Raw genomic sequence first — 17530 nt, forward strand, 5'->3', positions numbered from 1 at the left:
TCGCCGCGTGGCGGTCGCTTCCGGTGATCGGGATGCGCGCGGGCGCCCTGCTCCGCGCCATCCTGCCCTCGGTGCTCGTCGCGATGGCGATGGCGGCCGCCGTGATGGTCGCCGGCCGCCTGCTCGCCCAAGTTTCGATGGCGCCCCGGCTCGCCCTGCTCGTCGGAATCGGCGCGCTGACTTATGTCGGCGGGCTCATGCTCTTCGCGCGCGAGACGATCGGCGATCTGGTCGCGATGGCGCGCGGCAATCCCGCGGCCTGACCCGGCGCCGCTGCGTCAGCGCGGCAGCATCGCGACGGCGCGTCGCGTCGCATCGGCATAGGCGCCGCCGGTAAAGCGGTGCGTCCCGATGAAATGGATGAAGCGCGCATCTTCCGGCACGCCTTCGTTCCAGAAATTGATGTAGCGCTCGTAGGGCAACAACAGCGGGTCGGGCTGATTCGCGATGACGAAGTTCGACGTCACCTGCTCGCTGCCCCATTGCGCCCAGCGCTCGGCGCCGAGCAGCGCCGTCGCCTCGCGCGAAAAGGCTTCGGCGATTCGCCGCCCCTCACCGCTCGGCGCGAAGCCCGCGAACCCCGAGCAGCCACGTACATAGGCCGGCGACGCCAGCTCCGGCAGATCGAGCCGGTCCATCCCCGATTCGATCGCCCCCTGCACATGCGCCGCGGGATTGGTGAAGCGCTGCGATTCGATCGCCTGCGCGGCGATTGTCGCCAGCGGCAGGATCTGCGAGGCGGCCTCGCCCTTCAACGTAAAGCTGCGCCCGGCATCGATCGCCGCGGCGACTTCGGGAAGCGGGCCGACCGTCACCGTGTCCGAATCGACCTGGACGACATAGGCGTCCGCGCGCAGGTCGAGGATGGTCAGCAACCGCTCCCACGTCCCGCCGCGCGGACAATCGCCGGTATCGACCGCCGCGATCGCCCGAATCTCGGGATCGCCGAGATGATGAGCGAGCAGTTTGCGGTCAGCATCAGTGAGCGTGCCGTCGTCCAGAATCACGACACGGCCGCGCGGCACCTGGTGCCACAGCGACTTGATCGACACGAGATAGGGCAGCAGCACGCGCGTACCGATCATCGAGAAATAGATGACGCCGTCGTCGGCGGGCACGATGGGGCGTGCCTTGAGCACGCCGGCGGCCAGCCGCCGATGTGCCCATTGCTTGCGATACCACTGGATCCGGTCGACGACGCGCTTCATAGTCTTCGCGTTACCGCCAACCGATTAATTTTCAATAGGAGCCGAAGCAGCGGGTCAGCCGGCAATATAGTCGCGCATCGCCGCCGCCTCGGCCTCGATCTTGTCGATACGATATTTGACGAGGTCACCGATCGAGACGAATCCGACCAGGCGGCTGCCATCGACTACCGGCAAATGGCGAATCCGCTTCTGCGTCATCTGCGACAGCGCGCCGATCACCGCCATGTCCGGACCGCAGGTCACCGGCGATCGCGTCATCACATCGTCGAGCCGGCGGTCGAGCGCCTCGGGACCGTAGGAAGCGACGAGGCGCACGAAATCGCGTTCGGAAAATATGCCGACCAGCGAATCGCCGTCGAGTACCGGCACCGCTCCGATCCGATGCTGGGCAAGCAGATCGACGACCGCGCGCACCATATCGTCGGTCCGTGCCGCGACCACTGCACCGCTCCGCCCCTGAAGAATCGCTCCGATCGTCATGCGCTGGCGCTCCTTTCCCGATTGTCCTGTCGTTGCCCACGCAGTCTATCATGATTCGCGGCGGGCGCGAAACGAACGGGGGGTCGCCATTACCGCTTGGCCTTGCCCGCGGCTTGGTTCATGGAAGCGCGCATGGTCAAACCTTCGCCGCTCGACAATCGCGATACCTCGAAAGTCGCCTGGGCGCGCTATCGCCGGCTGATGCGCGGGATGAGCATCGTCTCGCTGCTCGCCGTCGTCGGCGCGCTGAGCTGGCTGCGCTTCACCATGGGCGAGGCGCTGACAATCCACATGATGATCGCGACCGCCGCGGGCGTCGGCCTCTCGGTCATGCTCGGCGCGGCGCTGATGGGACTTGTCTTTCTGTCGAGCGGCAGCGGCCACGACGAATCGATCGACGATCCCTTCAAGGACGACCCGGACCTCAATCCATGACCGACAATCCTCGCGACCCCATATTGCGCGTCGTGCCGCAGCCGGCCGACATCAACAGCAACGGCCATATCTTTGGCGGCTGGGTGTTGGCGCAGATGGATATTGCGGGCGGGATCGTCGCCGCGCGAATCGCGCAGGGGCCGACCGCGACGGTGGCGATCGAGGCGATGGAATTCATCGCGCCGATCCTGCTGCGCGACATCATCTCGGTCTATGCCCATCTCGAACGGCGCGGCCGCACATCGATGGGCATCCGGATCGAGGTGATCGCGACCCGCGGCCGCGGCGAAGAACAGGTGAAGGTCACCGAGGGATTGTTCACTTTCGTCGCGCTCGACGAGAATCACCGGCCGCGCCCGCTGCCGCCGGCCTGAACGCACTCAGCCGCCCTTGCGGTTTTCGCGAAAGCTTTGTTCGATGCGGTCGTTCGCTGGGACGCGGACGCGCCAGACCCAGCTGTTGCCGCGCCGCTCCCAGCCGTCGGGGGCAGGGTCAATGGCAAAGGGAATGAGCAGTTCCACCTCGGCGTCGGTCGGGCGCGCGTTGGTCAGCGTCACCTGCCACAGCCGGTGGTCGGCATCCGAATCGGGAAGGACGACGGTGCGATACTGGACCGCGGGACTCGCCCCCAGATCATAATCGACGCGCTCGCCCTCGGCCTTGTCGCCGATTTTCGCCTCGCCGACCAGCAGCGGCTCGCCCGCGACCGTTTCGAAGACCATCGCCGCCCCCGCGGGAAGCGCGAGGCCAAGCCCGTCCGCCTTGCGATTCTGGACCCGCAGCCGGTTCGTCAGCGGCTGCGGCCGCCCATTGCCATAATTATAAAGCGACCCCGCATAGAGCTGTTCGGCCGCAACACCGCCCTGCGCGAGCAGCGCCACCTGCTTCTGCCCCTTTGCCGCGACATCGACGCGAAAGGGGATGCGATAGAATTTGAGGTCGCCAAGATCCTCGGGAGGCGGCGGCGGGGGAGGTGGTGGCGGGGGAGGCGGGGCGGCCGGAGCGGGCGGCGCGCGCATCGCAGCTCCCCGACGCTGGGCGGTAACGACGACCTCCTGCGCTGCATCGGCGGCGTAATTTTCATACTCGTCGATCGGCGGCAGCTCCCAATAGGGATGCGTGCTCGTGATATCCATCGGCCAGCATTTGAGCACCAGCGGCCCCGCCGTGCTGCGCGGCAGCGGCGGGCTGTACATCTTGTTGAGCCGCCCGGCGATGACATTGAGCTGGGCATTGGGAAAGCTCGTCACGCCGCCATTGGCGACCGTGACCCATCCCGTAAGGTCGAGCGTCTTGTCGTCGGCGCCGCGATTCGCGACATAATTGGCCGCCCAGTCGAACCCTTCGGCCAGATAGAGAAGCTGAATGGTGACGGTGCGCGGAGCTGTGCTTTCGACAAGCACCGACAGCGTCGGACGCGGCGACAGATCCTTGGGGACGCGCGGATAGAGCATGCGTTCGGGCAGGCCCGAACAGCCGAGCGCTTCGATCCCGTTCGCGGTTTCCAGGATGACCCCGCCATTGGGTCCGGCCTGGATCACCGCCTCCTGCTCGATCGCCTTGCCTGTCTTCAAATTGGTGCGGCGAAGCGTCACCCGGCGCTTCAGATAAGCGTCGACGAGCCCGGCGGGGGAAAGCAGGCGAGCATCGCGGTTCTTTTCGATTACCCCGTCGGGAAGCCCGCTCACCACAGCGGTTTCGGGGAGCAGTCCTTCGGCCACGCCTTCGAAGCGCACGACCGACACCCCGGCGGGCAGCGTCACGCGGCGGCTTTCGGTGATGAAGGCAAAGCCGCGCGGCCAGCGCGGATCGATTGGCCCGCTACCGCGATTCGGCGCACGATAGACGGTGACCGCGACATCCTGCGCCGCCGCCGAAACGACGATCGGGCGCTCGGTCTGCGCAAGCGCCGGCGGCGGCGCGAGCAGCGCCGCGGCCCAGATCAACAGCGGCCAGCCGCGCGCCACGCCGCAGCTCAGTAGCGGGTGTCGAAAGTGACGGTGACGTCGGCCTTGCCGTTGGCGGGGACCGGCACCTGCCATTCGACGCGGTCGGCGGAGACGCGTTCGCTCTTCATGCTTTCGTCGACGATCCGCACATCGCCCCACAGCCCGTCCTGTGCCAGTTGGACCGTGATCGGACCCGGCCGCGCGTTGCTGAGGGTATATTTCATCTTCGTCACCCAGCGCGAATCGCCCTTGCGCGTGCGCGAGACGATGGTGGGCAGCACCTTGACATCGAACGCATCGCCGGTGCGCAGCGACATCGCCGAACCCATCGGGGTATGGTCGATGCGATTTTCGCCGATGAATTGCGGATCGCCGCGCGCGTCGCGCATATAGACGCGGATCGTTCCCGCGGGCAGCTGGTCACCGAGCCCGCCCTGGCGCGAGGTCGAAAAGCGCAGCACGCTCGCCGCGCTGACCGGATCGTTGCTACTGCCGAGCCAGCGATTGGTGAATTCATAGGTCGACTTAGCCGGCGCACTCTTCACGTCGAGGAAGCTGACCTGCTTCTGCTGCGCATTGGCGATCGTGGTGCGTGCGGGCAGCGGATAGAGATAATAGTCACCCAGCCGCTCGCGATCGTTCGATTCGGTGCCCGCGCTGTCCATCGTCCCGGCAAGCCGGGTGAAGCCGCCACCGCCGCCATTGGGATTGCCCGCCACCAAGAGGGTGCGCGCATTGGTGAAGGTCGTACCCGTCGTGTTGGTCAGCGTCACCCAGCCCTGAAGATCCATCGCGCCCTTCGCCGCATCGAACAGCGCGACATAATCGGCGGTCCAGCCCAGATTGGGCGTCAGATAGGAAAGTCGCGCCGGCACCGCGCCCGCCTCGGCAGCGTCGACCGTCACCGACAGCGTCGGCCGCGCGCGCAAATTGGGCGGCAGGCGGTCGAACACGGTGCGCACGGGCAGGCCGTCGTCGCGCAACACCTCGATCCGGTCGCCGATCTGCAGAACGATGCCGCCGTTCGCCGCAAGCACCTTGGCCCGCTCGCTCTTCTCCGCGCCAGTCGCGGGATTGGTGCGGACCAGCGTCACCGACTGGCCGACCGCCTTGTCCATGAGCTTGTCGGGGGTGAGCAGGTCGAAATCGAAATTCTGTTCGACGATCGAGAGGCCGGTACCCGAGAGCGTAACCGTTTCGGGCCGGATGCGCGCCGAAACGTCGGGAAATTCGATCCGGTTGCGGCCGCGCGTGACCGAGAGCTGGCGCGCGTCCTGCACCAGCGACTGGCCATTATTATAGATAGTAACCGCAACATCGCCCTGCGCGGTGGCAGGGTCGCCGTCCTGCGCCAAGGCGGGATGTGCAAGTCCGGCAAGCATCGCCGGGCCCAAAGCCAAGACCAACCGGCGCATCGATATTCTCCCCCAGCCATCGCGAACGATGGCGGGAGGCTAGGTCATGTCGCTGGTAAAAACCAGTGCGAAATCGCGGGCTTATTCGGCCGCTTCGACCCCGGTGTCGCGCGCGGCGAGCGTGCGGCGGGTTCGGCGCGCCTTCGGCGCGGGCGCATCGGCGTCGGCGGTTTCAGCCTCGGCGGCGCGCTCGCTGCGCCCGATCGCGGGGGGCAGCGCGGCGCTGTCGATGCTGCTGCTATCTTCCGCGGCAGCTTCGGGCCGGGCGCGGCGCGGGCCGCGGCGGCGCGGCGCCGGTGCAGCCTCTTCGCTCGCTTCAGCTTCCGTCGAGCTCTCGCCATCGCCACCGGCATCGTCATCGCTGCGCGCCGCATCGCGATTGTTGCGACGGTTGCCCCGGTCGTTGCCGCGATCATTGTTGCGGTCATTATTGCGGTCGCGATCGCGGCGGTTGCCGCGATTGTCGTCGCCCTGGCGGTCGCGGCTCTCGCTCTGATCGCGGTCGCCGTCATTGTCGTCGCTATCGAGATCGGTGTCGTCGTGCGCGTCGAAATCCTCGACGCCGCGAATTTCGCGCTGGCGATCGTTGCGATCCGGCGCGCCGCCGTTCCGTTCTTCCTGGCGGGCGCGGAAATCGCTGTGCACGCGGAAATAATGGTCGGCAAACTGAAGATAATATTCGGTCTGGACACGGTCGCCCGAAAGCTGGGCGTCGCGCGCGAGATTCTTGTATTTCTCGATCATCTGCGCCGCGTTGCCGCGCGCCCGGCTGTCGATACGATTGGCCTGGTCGACACCGCCGCGGCCGCCACCCGACTGCGAACGGTTGTTGTTATTGTTGCGGCCGCGACGGCGACCGCTCTGCCGGTTGTTCATGTTCAACTGAGACATCCTGATAAGCTGATAAGCTACGCCAACCCCTTTTGGCCGACCGCGCCATTTGCGCGCCGCGCCCGCGCTTGCCGCGCGGTTTTTGCCCTTACCGCCTGCACCGGGCCAAAGCCCCGCACGAGCATCGCAAGTGGGAAGCAGACCGGCCGGACCAATGAAGGTTCCCGCTCGGGTCTGTAGGCCGCCCCTACAGGGCTTTGCGGCGGAAACCAAGCAAATTCTTGCGCTGCATCATTCGGGCCGGGTCAGCACCAGCGCCCGATCGCGGCCGCCGATGTCGCGGCGACAGGCGACGGCGAAACCCGCCGCCTCAGCCAGCTGCGACACCGATATGCGTTGCTGATGCCCGATTTCAAGGATCGCGGCTCCGCCGGGTGCCAGCAGGCGCGGCAGATCGGGAATGATCCGGCGATAGTCGTCCAACCCGTCGGCGCCCGCGAACAGCGCCTCTGCGGGTTCATGATCGGCAACGTCAGGCATCAGCGCCTCGTCGTCGGCGATATAGGGCGGGTTACATAAAATGAGGTCGAACGCGCCATCGAGCCCCGCCGCCCAGTCGCCCGCGCGGAACGTCGTCCGCGCCGCGAAGCCCAACGCTTCCGCATTGTCGCGGGCATAGGCGAGCGCCTGTTCCGACGCATCGACTCCCAGCCCCGTCGCGCCCCGAAAAGCGTCGAGCGCCGCGAGCAGCAGCGTTCCCGGACCGGTGCCCAGATCGAGGATGGTGCGCGGCCAGTCCGCCTCGCGCCCGCGCGCAAGCGCGATGGCGGCCTCGATCAGCGTTTCGCTGTCGGGCCGCGGAATTAGTACGCCGGGGCCCAATTCGAGGCGGATCGTCCAGAAATCGCGATAGCCGACAATATAGGCGATCGGCTCGCTGCCCATGCGCCGCGCGACCAGCTGCACGAAACTCTCGGGCACCTCATAGCGCGAAGAATCGAGCAACAGGGCCTGGCGGTCGATCCCGAGCGCGTGCGCCATCAGCAATTCGGCATCGAGCCGGGGCGTGTCGCTCGTCGCGGACAGGAGATTTGTCGCGGTGCGCAGATTATTATCCGCCTCGCCGCGCCGGTCAGCCATCGGCAAGCCCCGCCAGCCGCTGCGCCTGATCCTCGGCGATCAGCGCGTCGATCAGTTCGTCCATCTGCCCTTCCAATATCTCGGGCAGGCGGTGGAGCGTCAGGTTGATGCGGTGATCGGTGACGCGGCCTTGCGGGAAATTATAGGTGCGGATGCGCTCCGACCGGTCGCCCGACCCGACCATCGACTTGCGCGCCGATGCCTCGGCGCTGTGGATCTTCTCGCGCTCCAGATCATAGAGCCGCGCGCGCAGCACCTGCATCGCCTTGGCGCGATTCTTGTGCTGGCTGCGCTGGTCCTGCTGAATCACGACCAGGCCGGAAGGGATATGCGTGATACGGATCGCCGAATCGGTCGTGTTGACGTGCTGGCCCCCGGCGCCCGACGCGCGGTAGATATCGATCTTTAGGTCATTGTCGTTGATCGCAACGTCGACCTCTTCAGCCTCGGGCAGCACAGCGACGGTCGCAGCGCTGGTGTGGATGCGCCCGCCGCTTTCGGTGACCGGCACGCGCTGGACGCGGTGGACGCCGCTTTCGAATTTCAGTTTCGCAAAGACGCCCTGACCGCTCACCGACGCGACGACTTCCTTGTAGCCGCCAACCTCGGCCTCGTTGGCCGAGATGATCTCGACCTTCCAGCCCTGGCTGTCGGCATAGCGGCTGTACATGCGCAAAAGGTCGCCCGCGAACAGCGCCGCCTCGTCGCCGCCGGTGCCGGCGCGGATTTCGAGCATCGCGGCGCGTTCGTCGGCGACATCCTTGGGCAGCAGCTTGATGGCAAGGTCATGCTCGGCGGCGGGCAGCGCTTCCTCGAGCGCGGCGATTTCCTCGGCGGCCATCGCCTTCATCTCGGGATCGGCGAGCATCTCGGCGAGCGACACCAGCTCACCGCGCAGCCGCATCACTTCGGCCGCCGCCCTGGCGACCGGTTCGAGCTCGGCAAATTCCTTCGATGCCGCAACGAAATCGGCGGGCGCCATATCGCCCGTCGCCATGCGCGCCTGCAGCGCGGCATGCCGTTCGATGATGGCGTCGATCTGTTTTTCAGAAACGCTGGTCATCACAGTGCGCGGACGAGCGCCTCGATCGCGCGCGCCCGCTCTCCGTCGCCGCGCACGTTGACATGCGGTGAACCGTCGCGCGTTCCGATTGACACCAGCGCTTGCGCCGGAATTTTTGCAGCCTTGTCGAAACGCTTGCGCGGCGACCCGGTCGCCACAATTTCGGTGGCGAAGCCTCCGGTACGAAGCGCTGCAAGAGCCCGCATCGCAAGTGCGAGCTGGCCATCGTCCTCGACCGCAATCACCGCGTCGAGGCGCGTGTCGATCGCATCGTCGCCAAGCAACATCGCCAGCCGCTCAATCCCCGCCGCCCAGCCGACCGCCGCGGTCGGAGGGCCGCCGAGCGCTTCGATAAGGCCGTCGTAGCGCCCGCCGCCGAGCACGGTGCCCTGGGCGCCCAGCCGGTCGGTGACGAACTCAAAGGCAGTGTGGCGGTAATAGTCGAGCCCGCGCACCAGCCGCGCGTTGCGGTCCCACGCGACGCCCGCGGCGTCGAGACCGGACGTGACCGCGCCAAAGAAATCCTGGGCTTCGGCGGTCAGAAACGCGTCGATGTCGGGGGCGCTGTCGGCAACCGGGCGATCCTTGGGATCCTTGCTGTCCAGTATCCGCAGCGGATTTTTGTCGAGCCGCGCCAGGCTGTCTTCGGACAGGTCGCCCTTGTGGGCCTCGAAATGCTCGACCAGCGCCGCGCGCCACGCATCGCGGCTTGGCGCATCGCCCAGCGTGTTGAGCGTCAGCGTCACGCCGTCGGCGACGCCCAGCTCCTTCAAAAGCTGGTCGGCGAAGACGAGCAGTTCGGCATCGGCGAGCGAGCTGTCGCTGCCGATCACTTCGGCATCGAGCTGGTGAAACTGGCGGTAGCGGCCCTTCTGCGGGCGCTCGTACCGGAACAGCGGACCGTGCGTCGCGACCTTCAGCGGCGCAAACTGCTGCCAGCCGTTGGTGATATAGGCGCGCGCGATGCCGGCCGTGAATTCGGGGCGCAGCGTGATCGATTCGCCGCCGCGATCCTCGAACGAATACATTTCCTTCGACACGACGTCGGTCGTTTCGCCGAGCGAGCGGGCAAACACCGCGGTCGGCTCGATCACCGGCACCTCGACGCGCTTGAAACCATAGAGGCGGCGCACCCGGTCGAACGCGTCGACGACATGCGCGAACCGGTCGGCGAAATCGCCGAGCATGTCCTGAGTGCCGCGCACCGGCTGGGGGACGCTGATCTTCGCGTTTTTGTCCTTGCTCATGCGCCGCGCGTCTAATCTTTTTTCGGCGAAAGGCAAAGCGCGCTTGCGCAAGCCCGCGCTGGACGGCGGCGGCATTTGGCGGCAGAGTCGCTGCCCATGAAAAAAGCACCGTTCGTCGCCGCCGCGCTGATTGCGGCCCCCGCCCTGTTTGTATCCGCCACCGCCGCCCAGGAGGCCAACAGCCGACCGCAACCGGTGGTTCAGCCCCATGTGATCCCGCTGCCCGCCGACAAACCCTATCCCGGCATGATGCTGCTCAAGGTCGATGCGACCGACTTTGCCCGCGGCGTCTATCGCGTGCGCCAGACCATTCCGGTGCCGCGCGCGGGCAAATTCACCCTGCTCTATCCGCAATGGCTTCCCGGCAAGCACGCACCGCGCGGCGCAATCGCCGAAATAGCGGGGTTCAAGGCGAGCGCCGGCGGCCAGCCGCTCGGCTGGACGCGGCAACCGACCGACGTCTACGCCTTCGACATCGACGTGCCCGCCGGCACCAAGAGCATCGACATCGCCTTCGACTTCCTGTCGCCGACGCGCAGCAGCGAGGGTCGGGTCGTGGTGACGCCGGCGATGATGAACCTGCAATGGGAACAGGTCAGCATGTACCCCGCGGGCTATTTCACGCGCCAGATTCCGGTCCAGCTCGACCTGACGCTGCCCGAAGGCTGGACCGGCGCCGCAGCGCTCGACGGGCTCAAGATTTCGGGCAACCGCTACAGCTATGCGCCGACGAGCTATGAAACGCTGGTCGACAGCCCGATGTTTGCGGGGCGCTATTTCCGCAAATGGGATCTGGGTCAGAATGTCACGCTGAACGTCGTCGCCGATGAGGCCAAATATCTCGACGCGACGCCCGACCAGATCGCGCGGCACGCGGCGCTGGTGTCGGAAACGCTGGCGCTGTTCGGGACGAAGCATTTCGACCGCTACGAATTTCTGCTCGCCCTGACCGACGAGCTGGGCGGCATTGGCCTTGAGCATCATCGCAGCAGCGAGAACAGCCGCGGCACCGACTATTTCATCAAATGGGATGATGGCGATTCGGATCGCGGGCTGCTGCCGCACGAATTCGTGCATAGCTGGAACGGCAAATATCGCCGCCCCGACAAATTATGGACCCCCGACTATCGCACCCCGATGCAGGGCAATCTGCTGTGGGTCTATGAAGGCCAGACGAGCTTTTGGGATCTGGTTCTCGCCGGCCGGTCGGGGATGCAGTCGAAGGACACGATCCTCGGCGAATGGGCGAGCAACGCCGCCTTCTACAGCGTCCAGCCCGGGCGCGCATGGCGATCGGTCGAGGATACGACGCTCGATCCGGTGATCGCGGCGCGCAAGCCGCGCCCCTTCCCCAGCGCGACGCGCACCGAGGATTATTACAACGAAGGCTCGCTTGTCTGGCTCGAGGCCGACATGCTGATTCGAAACGCGACCAACAATGCCAAGAGCCTCGATGATTTCGCGCGCGGCTTCTTCGGCGGCCGCGATGGCGACTGGGGCGAGGTTACCTATAATTTTGCCGATGTCGTCGCGGCGCTCAACGCCGTCTATCCCTATGATTGGGACAAGTTCCTGCGCACGCGGCTTCAGGAACCGGGCCAACCGGCGCCCGTTGGCGGTATCGAAAAGGCGGGCTACCGCCTTGTCTGGCGCGATGCTCCCAACGCCTATGACCGGGCGCGGATGGCACGGGCGAAGAATTTCGACCTCACCCATTCGCTGGGCATGACGGTGGACAAGGACGGCGTCGCCGGCAGCATCCTGTGGGACGGCCCCGCCTTTCGCGCCGACATCATAAACGGCACCAAAATCCTCGCGGTCGATGGCATGGCCTATAACCGCGAGCGGTTGGAGGCGGCGATCCGTGCCGCCGCCGACGGCAAGACACCGGTTCGGCTGCTCGTCGAACGCGGCGGCCGCTACCGGACGGTCGAGATCGACTATCATGGCGGGCTGCGCTGGCCGCACCTTGAAAAGGTCGGCACGGGGCCCGACTGGTTCGACCGGCTGCTCGCGCCCAAACGCGCGCTCTGATCGCGCCGGCCTATCTTTGGTCGTAATGGCCTCGACTTTCGGCGCCCACGGGCGCTAAAGGCGCGCGCAAATCACCAGATAAGGATACTCTCCCATGCGCATCGACCTGATCCCCGCCGGCGACAGTCCGCCCGACAGCCTCAACGTGCTGATCGAGGTGCCGATCGGCGGCGAGCCGGTGAAATATGAATTCGACAAGGCGTCGGGCGCGCTGTTCGTCGATCGCTTCCTGCACACGCCGATGCGCTATCCCGCCAATTATGGCTTCATTCCGCATACGCTGGGCGAAGACGGCGATCCGCTCGATGCCTTGGTGGTTGCGCGGTCGCCGGTGGTTGCCGGTGCGGTCGTCAAATGCCGCCCGATCGGCGTCCTCAAAATGGAAGACGATGGCGGCGGCGACGAAAAGCTTCTGTGCGTGCCGGTCAATTCGACCTTCCCTTATTATGCGAACGTCGCAAGCTACTCCGACATGCCGCCAATCGTGCTGCAGCAGATCGAGCATTTCTTTGCGCACTACAAGGATCTCGAACCCGGCAAATGGGTGAAACTTGGGGGCTGGGGCGACGTCGACGAAGCCAAGGCGATCATTCTTCAGGGAATCGAACGCGCCAAGGCCAAGGGATTCTGACGCGGGCAGCGGTATCGCTCAGCCCGGCTTTCGAGACGCCCGCTTCGGCTTTGCCGCGGCGGGCGTTTTTTCGGGCAGCGAGCGGACATGGACGTCGCGCTGCGGAAAGGGAATCTCGATTCCCGCCGCCTTGAACTTGTCCCAGATGCGGAGAAAAACGTCGCCCTGGATATTGCCGAGCCCACCTTCGGGGTCCGAAATCCACAGCCGCAGTTCATGGTTGACCGCGCTGTCGCCGAAACCGGTGATCCAGCACACCGGGGCGGGCTTTTTGAGAACGCGCGGCGCTTCGTCGGCGGCCTCGAGCATCAATCGCTGCGCCAGCCGCAGATCGCTGTCATAGCTGACGCCGACCGCCATCTTGATTCGCACTTCGCGGCTCGAATAACTCCAATTCTCGACCCGCTCGGTCATCAGCAGTTCGTTCGGAATCAGATGTTCCTTGCCATCGCGCGTGATGACCGACACCGCGCGCACCCCCGATCTTGTTCACCCGTCCCACCGCATCGGCGACGACGATGACATCACCCGGCTTGATCGACCGATCCATCAGCAGGATGATTCCGGCGATCAGATTGCCGAACGTCTTTTGCAGGCCGAAACCGACGGCGAGCCCGAGCGCACCCGAAAAGACCGCAAAGGCGGTCAGATCGATGCCGAGCAGGTCAATGCCGACGAAAAAGGCCGCAATCACGATCACAACGCTCGCAATCTTTTCGACCAGCAATTGCTGCGTGGGATCGAGGTCGGGACCGCCGCGCACGACGCGCCGCACGACCCGGTTGGCGATACGCACCAGCAGGAACAGCACCAGCGCCGTCAGGGCGATATTGATGAGCGACAGCAGCGAGACATGCATGCGCCCGGCGCTGAAGCCGATCGCATCGAGCCGGTCCTGCAGGGTCTCCAGTCCGCCGACGACGTGCGACAACAGCGCCACGAACAGCACCGCCGCCAGCATCAGCGCCGGAACGCGGCCCAGCCCGACGCCCAGCACCAGATTGCGCGCCGTCGCCGCGGCCGAGAAAGCGAGCACCAGCCCGAGCAGCAGCGCGGGATAGGGCGTCCAGGCCCAGGCGCTCCAGCCGATTCCGGCGATCAGAAGCGCGACCAGCCAGCCGAGAATCGCGGGTGCTCGTTCGGTCAGCGGCCCGCGCGAATGGCGTTCGCGGCCATGGAGCCAGTTGGCCAGCTGCGGCCCGAGCCGAACCTTCAGCGTCCAGCCGACGATCAAGGCCGCTCCGGCGATCATCGCGGCGACGCCGAGCTCCGCCAGCTGGGCCTCCGCCATGCGCGGCAAGCCCAGCCGGAGGAGCAGCGCGTCCATCAAGATGCGCCGCCGAGCGCCGCGAATCCGCGTTCGAGATCGGCGATCAGGTCGACCGGATCCTCGAGCCCGATCGACAGGCGGATGAGCGCATCGGGATCGGTCCAATCGGTCGCGGTGCGAATCGTCTGCGGATCGCTTGGTACCACCAGGCTTTCGAAGCCGCCCCAGCTGAAACCGATGCCGAACAGAGCGAGCGTGTCGATAAAGCGCGCGCGGGCAGCATCGCCCGCGCCTTTCAGCGTAAAGCCGAACAGGCCGCTCGCCCCCGAAAAATCGCGCGTCCAAAGCGCATGGCCCGGATCGTCCGCGAGCGCCGGATAGAGAACCCGCCCGACCTCGGGCCGCGCCGCAAGCCAACGCGCCACCGCAAGCGCATTGGCGCCGTGGCGCTCCAGCCGCACATCGAGCGTGCGCAGTCCGCGCAGCATCAGCGCGCAATCGTCGGGCGATACCGAATGGCCGAGCTGATAGGTCGCCTGCCGCAGCCGCGGCCAGAGGCTGCGCGTCGCGGTGAGCGATCCCATCATCGCGTCCGAGTGACCGCCGACATATTTGGTCAGGCTCATCATCGTCACGTCGACGCCATGGGCGATCGCCGGAAAGAGCAGCGGGGTCGCCCAGGTATTGTCGAGCATCGTCACGACGCCGCGTTCGCGGGCGATGCGCGTGATCGCTGGCACATCCTGGACCTCGAAGGTCAGGCTGCCCGGCGATTCGAGGAAGATCAGCCGCGTTTCGGGTTCGATCAGATCGGCGATGCGCGCGCCGACGCACGGATCATAATAGCTGGTCCGCACGCCGAACCGCGCGAGCATGCCGTCGCAAAAGCTTCGCGTCGGTTCATAGGCGCTGTCTACCATCAGCAGATGATCGCCCGGCGCGAGCAGCGCAAGCAGCCCCGCCGATATCGCTGCAACGCCCGAAGGATAGAGCAGCGTGCCCTCCGCGCCCGGCTCGAGTTCGGTCAGCGCGTCGGCAAGCGCCCATACCGTCGGCGTACCGCGGCGGCCGTAATAGAGCTTGTCGTGCGTCGCATGGCCGCGCGCCTTCAGATCGGCGATACTGTCATAAAGGATCGTCGAGGCACGCCAGACCGGCGGATTGACGATGCCCCCGCCAAGCCGAGGGTCACCCGTCCATTCGGGCCGCCGTCCGCCCTGCACGAGCTTCGTCGCGGGGCGGCGTCGATCATCCTTGTCCGCCGGGCCGGCCACCGCCCGGTCAGGCCGCGCCGGTCGCTTTCGGGGTGGCCGCGTCGGCGCCCCACTCGCTCCAGCTGCCGTCATAAACGGCGACATCATCCTTGCCGAGCAGATGCGCGCCAAAGGCAAGGACGGTCGCGGTCATGCCGCTGCCGCAGGTCGCGACGAGCGGCTTGTCGAGATCGATCCCGGCGGCATCGAAAGCCGCCTTCAGCGCATCGCCCTGCTTCCACGTGCCATCGTCGTTGAACAGCTGACTGTGCGGCAGGCTGCGCGAACCGGGAATATGTCCCGGTGCCATGCCCGGACGCGGATCGCGTTCCTCGCCCGTGAAGCGCGCCGCCGGGCGCGCATCGACAACCTGTTCGGTGCCGCCATCGACATTGGCGAGCATCTGATCCTTGGTGCGGACGGCCTTCGCGTCGCGCCAAACGGTGAAGTGGCGGTGGCGCAGCGTCTGCTTGCCCATTTCGAGCGGGCGCCCTTCGGCCTTCCACTTGGCGAGGCCGCCGTCGAGCAGCGCGACATCATGCGCGCCGAACAGTTTGAGCAGCCACCAGGCACGCGCCGCGCTCTTGAGCGGGCTGTCGTCATAGATCACGATCCGGCTGCCGTCGCCGAGGCCGAGCGACTGCATGCGGCTCGCGAATTTTTCGGGCGGCGGCGCCATATTTTCGACCGCGCTCGTCGCGTCGGCCAGTTCGGTCAGGTCCATGAACACCGCGCCGGGGATATGGCCGGCTTCATATTCGGCCCGCGCGTCGCGGTCGGTTCCCGCCATGAATTTCGTCGCATCGACAACCCGCAGGTCCGATGCCCCCAGTTCGCGTTCCAGCCATTCGGTAGAAACCAAGGCGTCCATGTCATGCTCCTGTTACGACCGGGCGGTGGACCTTCTATCCATTCCCTCCGCCGGCCATCCTGCTGTGGCTCTTAATCTTTCCGGGGAACATCAGCCTATGCCCCCACCTGCGCTTTTTCAAGCGCAGTGGCGCTCTGCCCCAGTCAATGCTGCGCCGCAACACAAAAGCAGAGGTAAAGCGGAGCATGGCGCCCGCGCGACGCGGGGAATCACTGCATCCGGCGCACGGCGGTCGTGCGTGCACCAGGGCGGTCGATGACCAGCATCGGGCGATCGAAGGGCAGCGGTGCCAGCTTGTCGCTGCCGCTCGTCCCCTGTTCGCGGCCGAGCACGAAACTGCCGGCATTCTGGCCAAAGGCTTCGCCAGGGCCATCCCAATGATAGGTGACGTCGAGCGCTATGACCGGGATCAGCATCGGGCGGCCGGCGATCACCAGCGGCTCGACGATCGCCCGCGGCAACATCACCTCGGTCGTCAGCGCCTCGCCCGCGCCCGCCGCCAATGTCATGTCGTCGCGCAGCACGCTGCCCCCCGCGCCGTCGAAAAAGCGCGCGAGCACCGCTTCGGGCATCGCCGACGCCTGATGCAGCGCAATACGGACGAGGAGGCCAGTGGCGTCGAGCAGCCCCTCGTTCAGCAGGTTGAGCGTGAAGGACACGACCAGATGTTCGGACGTCAGGCGAATGTCGCGCACCTCGAACGCCATCGACACCTGCGCGCGTCGTTCTGCGGCGGGGCGCGTGACGAGCGAGGGAACGGGCGGCGAAGCCACCGGAAGCGGCGTCGGCAGGAATTGCGGCTGGGGCCCACGATCCGGTTGCGGCGCGGGTTGCGGCGCCGGAGGAGCAGGCTGCGGCGCGGCGCGCGGTGCAGGAACGGCGGCACGCGGTGCGGGCGGCGGCGAGGGCTGATCATAATCAGCCGGGGCGTCGGCGGCGGGCGCTGGACGGCGGCGCCAATACCATAGCCCCGCCCCGGCAGCGGCGAGTCCCGCGAGCAGCCACGCCCAGATCGGTACCGCGCCCTTGTCGGTCGGCGCCGCCGCACCGGCTGCCTCGTCCGACGGCTGCACCGGCGCATCGAGGGTGCCCGCTGCGCTCGTCGGATCGCTGGTGAAGCCCGGCAGCGTGGCGGCATCGTCGGTCGGCGAGGTCGCGGCGGGCGCACCCTGCGATGCGGTCGGTGCCGGAGTCGGCGCGGGCGCAGGCGCCGCGGAAGGCGCGCGCGTCGATGCGGCGGCGGGCGTATCGCGGCGCGTCGGCGTGGGCGCGGGGGTCGGCGCCGGCGTGGTCGCGGTCGGACGCTGGGCCGTCGGCGCGGGCGCAGGGCGCGTGGGGACGACCACGGTCGGCGCAGGCGTCGGTGCCGGAGTCCCGCGGCGCTCGCCCGGCGCAAGCGGCGGAATCCCATTGTCCGCGGGACCCTGCATCCCCGTGGTACGGCCATCGTTGGTCGACGGCAGGCGGAAGGTCGACGGACTGGTGGCAGATGGCGCCGGGGTCGGGGCGGGCGTTTCGTCCTGCTGTGCCAGCGCGGGCGTTCCCGCTGCCCCCGCAATCAGCACCGCCGCCAGCGCGGCGGTCGATAGCCGCGCCATCTTCGCTGTCCGCCCGAAACTCCGCTTCGTCATGATGTAATGCGATCCCGAAAACTCTGTATGGCCTGCGCCTTGCGTATCGCACGGGCGCTTCGCGCCGCCATC

Annotated in this window: 18 protein-coding genes (1 of these 18 running past the window's edge); 5 read left to right on the plus strand and 13 right to left on the minus strand. The window is 66.7% G+C overall.

Annotated features, from left to right (window positions below; all coding sequences use genetic code 11):
* Window positions 1-263 carry the 3' end of a lipopolysaccharide biosynthesis protein gene (locus tag ACT17R_RS07660; RefSeq protein ID WP_444809233.1) on the plus strand. Its footprint begins 1264 nt before the window's first position, so only the last 263 of its 1527 coding nucleotides appear in the window; the start codon falls outside the window, past its left edge; it ends in the stop codon at window positions 261-263.
* Between the two features lie 15 nt (window positions 264-278).
* Here ACT17R_RS07660 and ACT17R_RS07665 read toward each other — a convergent pair whose 3' ends face one another.
* Both ACT17R_RS07665 and ACT17R_RS07670 read right to left on the minus strand, forming a co-directional pair.
* The gene (locus ACT17R_RS07665) at window positions 279-1208 is read right to left on the minus strand and encodes a hypothetical protein (protein ID WP_186401512.1); all 930 of its coding nucleotides are present in this window, start codon (window positions 1206-1208) and stop codon (window positions 279-281) included.
* Between the two features lie 54 nt (window positions 1209-1262).
* Window positions 1263-1688, minus strand: coding sequence for a CBS domain-containing protein (locus ACT17R_RS07670; protein WP_263587909.1), 426 nt, complete (start codon window positions 1686-1688; stop codon window positions 1263-1265).
* A 132-nt stretch (window positions 1689-1820) separates the two neighbouring features.
* Between ACT17R_RS07670 and ACT17R_RS07675 the strand changes: the two genes are divergently transcribed.
* Both ACT17R_RS07675 and ACT17R_RS07680 read left to right on the plus strand, forming a co-directional pair.
* The gene (locus ACT17R_RS07675; RefSeq protein ID WP_058812393.1) at window positions 1821-2123 is read left to right on the plus strand and encodes a hypothetical protein; all 303 of its coding nucleotides are present in this window, start codon (window positions 1821-1823) and stop codon (window positions 2121-2123) included.
* A complete protein-coding gene (locus ACT17R_RS07680; protein WP_003041896.1) occupies window positions 2120-2497 on the plus strand; it encodes an acyl-CoA thioesterase in 378 nt (125 codons plus the stop codon). Before ACT17R_RS07675 ends, ACT17R_RS07680 begins: the two co-directional genes overlap by 4 nt.
* Before the next feature lie 6 nt (window positions 2498-2503).
* Here ACT17R_RS07680 and ACT17R_RS07685 read toward each other — a convergent pair whose 3' ends face one another.
* The 6 genes from ACT17R_RS07685 to hisS form a co-directional block, all read right to left on the minus strand.
* Entirely contained in the window at window positions 2504-4090 is a 1587-nt protein-coding gene (locus ACT17R_RS07685) for a DUF4139 domain-containing protein (RefSeq protein ID WP_444809234.1), read from the minus strand.
* 8 nt (window positions 4091-4098) lie between these two features.
* A complete protein-coding gene (locus tag ACT17R_RS07690; RefSeq protein WP_260833919.1) occupies window positions 4099-5454 on the minus strand; it encodes a DUF4139 domain-containing protein in 1356 nt (451 codons plus the stop codon).
* A gap of 114 nt (window positions 5455-5568) precedes the next feature.
* Window positions 5569-6363 carry a DUF4167 domain-containing protein gene (locus tag ACT17R_RS07695; protein ID WP_217373587.1) on the minus strand — a complete coding sequence of 265 codons (795 nt, stop codon included), beginning with the start codon at window positions 6361-6363 and terminating at the stop codon, window positions 5569-5571.
* A gap of 246 nt (window positions 6364-6609) precedes the next feature.
* Window positions 6610-7458, minus strand: a complete 849-nt coding sequence (gene prmC / locus ACT17R_RS07700; protein WP_444809235.1) for a peptide chain release factor N(5)-glutamine methyltransferase — start codon at window positions 7456-7458, stop codon at window positions 6610-6612.
* Window positions 7451-8521, minus strand: a complete 1071-nt coding sequence (gene prfA / locus ACT17R_RS07705; RefSeq protein WP_062901462.1) for a peptide chain release factor 1 — start codon at window positions 8519-8521, stop codon at window positions 7451-7453. Before prfA ends, prmC begins: the two co-directional genes overlap by 8 nt.
* Window positions 8521-9768 (minus strand): histidine--tRNA ligase, encoded by a 1248-nt coding sequence (gene hisS / locus ACT17R_RS07710; protein ID WP_444809236.1) that lies wholly within the window; start codon window positions 9766-9768, stop codon window positions 8521-8523. Before hisS ends, prfA begins: the two co-directional genes overlap by 1 nt.
* Before the next feature lie 96 nt (window positions 9769-9864).
* Here hisS and ACT17R_RS07715 point away from each other — a divergent pair, with 96 nt between their 5' ends.
* A complete protein-coding gene (locus ACT17R_RS07715) occupies window positions 9865-11802 on the plus strand; it encodes a M61 family metallopeptidase (RefSeq protein WP_444809237.1) in 1938 nt (645 codons plus the stop codon).
* Window positions 11803-11896: 94 nt separating this feature from the next.
* Entirely contained in the window at window positions 11897-12433 is a 537-nt protein-coding gene (ppa, locus tag ACT17R_RS07720) for an inorganic diphosphatase (protein ID WP_003041938.1), read from the plus strand.
* 18 nt (window positions 12434-12451) lie between these two features.
* Here ppa and ACT17R_RS07725 read toward each other — a convergent pair whose 3' ends face one another.
* From ACT17R_RS07725 to ACT17R_RS07745, 5 genes are all read right to left on the minus strand, one after another.
* Window positions 12452-12868 (minus strand): mechanosensitive ion channel family protein, encoded by a 417-nt coding sequence (locus ACT17R_RS07725; protein ID WP_444809398.1) that lies wholly within the window; start codon window positions 12866-12868, stop codon window positions 12452-12454.
* Window positions 12771-13760: a mechanosensitive ion channel family protein gene (locus ACT17R_RS07730; RefSeq protein WP_444809238.1), complete on the minus strand. Its 990-nt coding sequence runs from the start codon at window positions 13758-13760 to the stop codon at window positions 12771-12773. The genes ACT17R_RS07725 and ACT17R_RS07730 overlap by 98 nt, the downstream gene beginning before the upstream one ends.
* The gene (gene metC / locus ACT17R_RS07735) at window positions 13760-14977 is read right to left on the minus strand and encodes a cystathionine beta-lyase (RefSeq protein ID WP_186401504.1); all 1218 of its coding nucleotides are present in this window, start codon (window positions 14975-14977) and stop codon (window positions 13760-13762) included. Before metC ends, ACT17R_RS07730 begins: the two co-directional genes overlap by 1 nt.
* 7 nt (window positions 14978-14984) lie before the next feature.
* Window positions 14985-15827: a 3-mercaptopyruvate sulfurtransferase gene (sseA, locus tag ACT17R_RS07740; protein WP_062901458.1), complete on the minus strand. Its 843-nt coding sequence runs from the start codon at window positions 15825-15827 to the stop codon at window positions 14985-14987.
* Window positions 15828-16036: 209 nt separating this feature from the next.
* Window positions 16037-17458 (minus strand): hypothetical protein, encoded by a 1422-nt coding sequence (locus ACT17R_RS07745; RefSeq protein WP_444809239.1) that lies wholly within the window; start codon window positions 17456-17458, stop codon window positions 16037-16039.
* Window positions 17459-17530 lie beyond the last annotated feature (72 nt).

This window comes from Sphingopyxis sp. Q841, from assembly GCF_052384365.1.
Lineage (GTDB): Bacteria > Pseudomonadota > Alphaproteobacteria > Sphingomonadales > Sphingomonadaceae > Sphingopyxis > Sphingopyxis terrae_A.

Excerpts from the sequence above, each read along its gene's own strand:
- ACT17R_RS07680 (WP_003041896.1), top strand. The coding sequence starts at position 2,120 with ATGACCGACAATCCTCGCGACCCCATATTGCGCGTCGTGCCGCAGCCG.
- prfA (WP_062901462.1), bottom strand. The coding sequence starts at position 8,521 with ATGACCAGCGTTTCTGAAAAACAGATCGACGCCATCATCGAACGGCAT.
- sseA (WP_062901458.1), bottom strand. The coding sequence starts at position 15,827 with ATGGACGCCTTGGTTTCTACCGAATGGCTGGAACGCGAACTGGGGGCA.
- ACT17R_RS07665 (WP_186401512.1), bottom strand. The coding sequence starts at position 1,208 with ATGAAGCGCGTCGTCGACCGGATCCAGTGGTATCGCAAGCAATGGGCA.
- ACT17R_RS07715 (WP_444809237.1), top strand. The coding sequence starts at position 9,865 with ATGAAAAAAGCACCGTTCGTCGCCGCCGCGCTGATTGCGGCCCCCGCC.
- hisS (WP_444809236.1), bottom strand. The coding sequence starts at position 9,768 with ATGAGCAAGGACAAAAACGCGAAGATCAGCGTCCCCCAGCCGGTGCGC.
- ACT17R_RS07730 (WP_444809238.1), bottom strand. The coding sequence starts at position 13,760 with ATGGACGCGCTGCTCCTCCGGCTGGGCTTGCCGCGCATGGCGGAGGCC.
- ACT17R_RS07745 (WP_444809239.1), bottom strand. The coding sequence starts at position 17,458 with ATGACGAAGCGGAGTTTCGGGCGGACAGCGAAGATGGCGCGGCTATCG.
- ACT17R_RS07690 (WP_260833919.1), bottom strand. The coding sequence starts at position 5,454 with ATGCTTGCCGGACTTGCACATCCCGCCTTGGCGCAGGACGGCGACCCT.
- ACT17R_RS07670 (WP_263587909.1), bottom strand. The coding sequence starts at position 1,688 with ATGACGATCGGAGCGATTCTTCAGGGGCGGAGCGGTGCAGTGGTCGCG.
- prmC (WP_444809235.1), bottom strand. The coding sequence starts at position 7,458 with ATGGCTGACCGGCGCGGCGAGGCGGATAATAATCTGCGCACCGCGACA.
- ACT17R_RS07695 (WP_217373587.1), bottom strand. The coding sequence starts at position 6,363 with ATGAACAACCGGCAGAGCGGTCGCCGTCGCGGCCGCAACAATAACAAC.
- ppa (WP_003041938.1), top strand. The coding sequence starts at position 11,897 with ATGCGCATCGACCTGATCCCCGCCGGCGACAGTCCGCCCGACAGCCTC.
- ACT17R_RS07675 (WP_058812393.1), top strand. The coding sequence starts at position 1,821 with ATGGTCAAACCTTCGCCGCTCGACAATCGCGATACCTCGAAAGTCGCC.